Raw genomic sequence first — 5,769 nt, forward strand, 5'->3', positions numbered from 1 at the left:
CGCTCGCGCAGGCACCCGAACGGCCGAGCGTCGACCTTGCCGCGACACTGGGTCAGGGCGATGCCTTCGACCGGGTCCTGATCCGCGCGGGCGTCAGCCGGCGTGACGCCAGTGCTGCATCGGCGCTGATCGCGCAGACGGTCGATCCCGGCGCGATCCCGGCGGGCACGCGGATCGCGCTGACGCTGGGCCGGCGCGCGGATCGCACGGTCGCGCGCCCACTCGACTCGCTCGCGGTGCGCGCGCGGTTCGACCTAGACGTGTCGCTGCACCGCACCGCAGCGGGTCTGGCGATGACGCGCACGGCGATCGCGGTCGACCGCACCCCGCTGCGGATCCAGGGGCTTGCCGGATCGAGCCTGTACCGGTCGATGCGCGCCGCCGGCGTGTCCGCCAAGGCGGTCGAGACCTATATCAAGGCGATCGCGACACGGCTGTCGATCGGGCGCGACGTCAGCGCCACGGACCGTTTCGACCTGATCGTCGCCCGCGAACGCGCCGCGACCGGGGAAACGCGGATCGGCGCGCTGCTGTTCGCCGGGATCGACCAGGGACGGCGCACGCTGCAACTCGTCCGCTTCGCACCGACCACCACGACCGACCCACAGGCGGATCCGGACGCGGTAGAGGGTGACGACGCTGGCCGCGGCGGCTGGTTCGACGCCAATGGCCAGACCGAACGCCGCGCTGTGTCGGGCATGCCGGTGATCGGCCGCATCACGTCCGGTTTCGGCCTGCGCGTGCATCCGCTGCTCGGCTTCACGCGGATGCACAAGGGACTCGACATCGGGGCGCCGCGGGGCGCGCCGATCCACGCGATGACCGACGGGGTGGTGAGCTTCGCGGGCCGGACCGGCGGCTATGGCAATTTCGTCAAGCTCGTCCACGGCGGCGGTCTGGCGAGCGGCTATGGCCATATGAGCCGGATCGCGGTCGCATCGGGCACGCGCGTACGCCAGGGCCAGGTCATCGGCTATGTCGGCTCGACCGGTATGTCGACGGGGCCGCATCTCCACTGGGAAGTGTGGAGGAACGGCGGCGCGATCAATCCGCGATCGGTATCGCTGGCGAGCGCGGCACAGCTGTCCGGCCCGGCATTGCGCGCGTTCAAGGCGCGGGTCGCCCGCCTGCTCGCGGTCCGCACCGGCACCTAGCGACGCGCGCCGCGCCGTACGTGTCTGCAACCGGCGTCGAGTCCCCGCAGATGGCCGTACCAACTGCGCGCACTATTGATCGATCATCTTTTCGAATTCGCGCAGACTAGGCCGCTGTCGATCCTGATCACGGATGCGGCGCCCATACTAAAGTCCGGTTCGTAATTCTACGATATTACAGTGCTGTCATGCACCATGCTAGGCGGGATGCACCATCGCTTTACCGGATATGTGACGATCATGCAGACAGGGCTCTCCTCGACCGCGACCGGACGGCTCATTTCGATCCAGGGCTATGTTCCGGGACGCGCGATGCGCCGCGAGCAGGACTGGGCCCTGCGCGGTGCCAGCCAGCCGCAACCGCGCCCGACACCCGTCACCGCGATCCGGCCCGCCCGCGCGACGCCCGTGCCGGCCTTGCGGACGGTGCTGTATCTGAGCAAGATCAAGCCCGATATCGCGATGGATCAGCGCGCGCTGATGGAGATCGTCAACGAGTCCAGCGCGCGGAACGCACAGGCCGGCATCACCGGCGCGCTGATCATCACCGATCTGCACTTCGTCCAGCTGGTCGAGGGACCGGATCCGGCGATCTCCAATCTGCTCGCGCGGCTGAGCGCCGACCGGCGCCATAGCGACGTGACGATCATCACGGACATGATCGGCCTCGACCGGGGGTTCCGGCGCTTTTCACTGGCCTATTCGGGTCCCGACACGTTCGTCGACCAGCAGCTCATCCCGATGCTCGCCACCCCGAACGGGCCCGGCAAGTCGGAGATCGCATGCCGCCTGATCAACCGGCTGCGGCTGATGGCGGACAACGAGATCACCGAAACTGACTACGCCGCCTAGGCGCCGCCGCGATTAGCTCCCGCCACGACGACCGACAGCCGGCTCACTTGCCCTGCGCGCGCCATTTCAGGATCGTCCGGTCGATGATCTGCTCCTCGCCGCCGACATCGCGCCACAGCGCCGAGAAGAGCGGATCGCTCGAGGCGGGGCGGCGCGTATCCTCGAGATCGTCGAACGCGACGCGGATCGGAATCGTCACGCCCTCCCCGCAGATAATGGCCTCGCGATTGCGCAGCGCGGGGATGGATTCGAGAAAGCCGCGTGCGCCCTCGGGCATCGCCGCGCGGACAAAGGCCTGATCGCGTTCGTTGTTGAGCCGCATCGCGACGATCGTCCCGCACTGCGACAGGACGCCTTCCGCCAGATCGGACGGGCGCTGCGTGATCAACCCGAGCGAAACGCCGTATTTGCGACCCTCCTTGGCGATCCGTCCGAGGATCCGCCCGACCGAGCTTTCCGCCTGACGATCGTTCGGGATGTAGCGATGCGCCTCCTCGCAGACGAGCAGGATCGGTCGCTGCGGCTCGTTGCGCGACCAGATCGCGAAGTCGAACGTCATCCGCGCGAGCATCGCGACGACGACGGCGGTGATGTCCGACGGCACGCCCGATACGTCGATGATCGAGATCGGCCGGCCGTCGCCGGGCAGGCGGAAGATCCGCTGGAGAAACGCCGCCATCGTGTCCGCGACGAGCATCCCCGAGAACATGAAGCCATAGCGCGGATCCGCCTTGATCTCGTCGATCTTGCCCTTGAGCCGCAGATAGGGGCTGGTGTCGCCGGCGCGGTCCATCTTGCCCATTTCGAGGCTGATGATCCCGGTCAGGTCGCTGAGCAGATAGGGGATCGGCGCGTCGACCGTGAGCTTTGCGATCGCCTGGCCGAGCCGGCTCTTGGCGCGGGCGGCGAGCAGGCATTTGGCGAGGATGTCCGCATCGAACTGGCGCTGTTCCCCGGTGCTGGTCAGGAAGACCTCGCAATGCTCTTCGAAGTTCATCAGCCAATAGGGCATTTGCAGGTTCGACACGTCGTGGATCGCGCCGTTCGTGCCGAAGGCGGCGGCATATTCGCCGTGCGGGTCGATCATCACGATATGCCCCTGCGGCGCGAGATCGCAGATCCGGTGCAGGATCAGCGCGGCGGCGGTCGATTTGCCCGTGCCGGTCGAGCCGACGAGCGCGAAATGCTTGCCCAGCATCGCATCGACATACAGCGCGGCGGGAACGTCGGCGGTCGGATAGACGGTACCGATCGCGATGTTCGCGCGGTCCTCGGCGGCATAGACCTCGCGCAGGTCGCGCGTCGTGACCGCGAACACCTCGCAGCCCGGCATGGGATAGCGCGTCACGCCGCGGCGGAATCCGTACAACGCGCCGGTCGCCCGGTCCTCGTCCCCCTCGCCAAGGAAATCGATCTCGCCCGCGATGACGCTGCCCATCGCCGCCTCGAGCGCGAGCGAGCGGACATTGGCGATGATCCATGACGTGCCGACCCGGATCTTGACCTGGCTGCCGACCTGGCCGGCGGCGGCCAGCACCGCGTCGGAGTGCGCGAGCAGCGGCGCGATCGCGGTCCGGTCGAGCAGGACCCGGCTGCTGGCACCGGCGATCGCGGATATGACGCCGATCGGGACGTCGGCCTGTCCCCCCGGGTGTGCGTCCGGCCCCGCGCCGTCCACGATCGCCGCGGCGGCAATCGCCCGCTGGAACAGATGGGCGGCGGGCATGTCGGTCATAGGCGGTCGGTCCTCGATCCTCCGGCTTTTGCCAGATGTCCGCATCCATGCCGCGCACGGGTAAAGAATGCGTGAGCGTTCGCGCGCCTCAGACCCGGCGCGCGATCCAGCCGGCCGCCCAACCGAGAAAGATCGAGAGAAAGACCGCGACCAGGCCATAGGCGATCGCCGACCGGTCGGCCGCGCGCGCGACGAAGCGTTCGAACCCCGATTTGCGGATGTCGATGTCGCGCACCGCCGCGGCCAGCACACGGCCGTCGCGGATCAGGAAGGTTTCCGCGGTGAAGCGCCCGACCGGTACGCGCGCGGGCACTGAAACCCGCGCGCGGTACAGCACGTCATCGGTGATCTCGACTGCGCCCGGCGCCTCGTAATACAGCCCGGCACGCCGTTTCAGGTCGACCAGGCCGCGCTGGAACCGGTCCTGCGTCGGAATCGGCGCGCTCGACGCGGGCGACAATTGCAGGCTGTCGAGGCCGAGTTCGTAGATCGCCCGGGTGCGGTCGTCGACCAGCCGCCCGATCGGCTTGGACGAGGCGATCGCATAGAAACTGGGCGCGGACCGATAGCGCAGCCGCGACGTGTTGACCCAGATGCCGGCGACCTTCTCCTTCTCGCGCATCACGATCGACTGGGTCGGCCCCTTGACGACGACGACGATGTCGGTGGGACTCTCGCCGCTCGGCAGGCGCCCGCCGGGATAGAGGATCGCGCCGAACAGCAGCAGTTCGGCGCCGGTGAAGCTGTAGGCGATTTCGATATTGCGCTGCGACACGTCGGGGACGAGCACCGGCTTGGCCTGCGCCATCAGCAGCGGCGCGAGCAGGAGGAGCGGCGCGCCGGGCTTCACGACAGCGTGACCGAGAAGATCTCCTCGGGCCGCCACACCAGCCCGAGCACGATCCGTGCGCCGACGAGCAGCACCATCACGGCGAGCCCGAGACGGAGATATTCGGGACGGAATTTGGTCGCGAACCGCGCACCGATCTGCGCCCCGACGACCGAGCCGATCAGCAGCAGCCCGGCCAGCACGATGTCGACCGCCTTGGTCGTCGTCGCATGCACCATCGTCGCCACCGCGGTGACGAACAGCGTCTGGAACAGCGAGGTTCCGACCACCACCGACGTCGCCATGCCGAGCAGATAGATCATCGCCGGTACCAGGATGAACCCGCCGCCGATCCCCAGCAACATGGTCAGGATCCCGGTCGAAAAGCCGAGCAGCAACGGCGCGAGCGGCGAGATATACAGGCCCGAGGCGTAGAATCGCGTGCGCAGCGGCAGCGCGGCGACCAGCGGGTGATGGCGTCGCTTGCGCGGCTTGGCGGGGCGGCCGGTCCGCGCGCGGCGGATCGTCCCGATCGATTCGCTCGCCATCATGCCGCCGATAGAGCCGAGCATGACGACATAGACGATCGCGATCACGGTATCGATCTGGCCGCTCTGCTGGAGCAGCCGGAACAGCCAGGCGCCGAAGAACGCGCCCAATATGCCGCCTGCGACGAGGACGCCGCCCATCTTCACATCGACGCCGTTGCGGCGGAAATGCGCGAACACGCCCGACACGCTCGCCCCCGTAACCTGGCTCGCGGACGAGGCGGCGGCGACGGTCGGCGGGATGCCATAGACGATCAGCAGCGGCGTCGTCAGAAAGCCGCCGCCGACCCCGAACATCCCCGACAGGAGCCCGACACCGCCGCCGAGCAGGATGATGACGAGCGCATTGACCGACAGGTTTGCGATGGGAAGATACAGGTCCACGCGCGTCGTTATACGCAAACCGGCCGCGGGGGCTAGCGGCCGGCTAGAAGTCGCTGCCGACCGAGAGTGCGGGACCCGAGCCGGGGCGGGCGGTGCCGGCGATACGCTGGCGCCAGTCGAGCGCGAGACGGACAGATCGTCGGCCGAGCGGCGCTGCTAGGCCGAGCGACGGGCCAAGATCGCCCCGTGCCGCGCCCCGCTGTGCGCTCACCCATGCGCCGACCCCCACGTCGAGGCGGAGCCTGCCGCGTTCGCAAGGCGCGCAGC

General features: G+C 68.4%; 5 protein-coding genes and 1 pseudogene. 2 read left to right on the plus strand and 4 right to left on the minus strand.

The genetic code is table 11. The features are described from left to right. Positions 1-1,154, plus strand: a 1,154-nt coding sequence (locus tag NI18_RS11165; RefSeq protein WP_037529951.1) for a M23 family metallopeptidase, incomplete at its 5' end; no start/stop codon positions are given. A gap of 207 nt (positions 1,155-1,361) precedes the next feature. Continuing rightward, positions 1,362-2,006, plus strand: a complete 645-nt coding sequence (locus NI18_RS22360; protein WP_052149150.1) for a BLUF domain-containing protein — start codon at positions 1,362-1,364, stop codon at positions 2,004-2,006. 43 nt (positions 2,007-2,049) lie between these two features. On the opposite strand, the gene NI18_RS11175 is transcribed toward NI18_RS22360, so the two are convergent. The 4 genes and pseudogenes from NI18_RS11175 to NI18_RS11190 all read right to left on the minus strand — a co-directional run. Beyond that, complete coding sequence (locus NI18_RS11175; protein WP_037529954.1) at positions 2,050-3,741, minus strand: DUF87 domain-containing protein; 1,692 nt, start codon at positions 3,739-3,741, stop codon at positions 2,050-2,052. An 88-nt stretch (positions 3,742-3,829) separates the two neighbouring features. Continuing rightward, on the minus strand, positions 3,830-4,549 hold the full coding sequence (locus NI18_RS11180; protein ID WP_052149151.1) for a TIGR02186 family protein: 720 nt from the start codon (positions 4,547-4,549) through the stop codon (positions 3,830-3,832). A 38-nt stretch (positions 4,550-4,587) separates the two neighbouring features. Next, positions 4,588-5,502 carry a sulfite exporter TauE/SafE family protein gene (locus NI18_RS11185; protein ID WP_037529957.1) on the minus strand — a complete coding sequence of 305 codons (915 nt, stop codon included), beginning with the start codon at positions 5,500-5,502 and terminating at the stop codon, positions 4,588-4,590. A 43-nt stretch (positions 5,503-5,545) separates the two neighbouring features. Then, a pseudogene (locus NI18_RS11190) lies at positions 5,546-5,769 on the minus strand (hypothetical protein); the annotation flags it as partial.

Origin of the sequence: Sphingomonas sp. Ant20 (genome assembly GCF_000783375.1) — a bacterium.
Lineage (GTDB): Bacteria > Pseudomonadota > Alphaproteobacteria > Sphingomonadales > Sphingomonadaceae > Sphingomonas > Sphingomonas aerolata.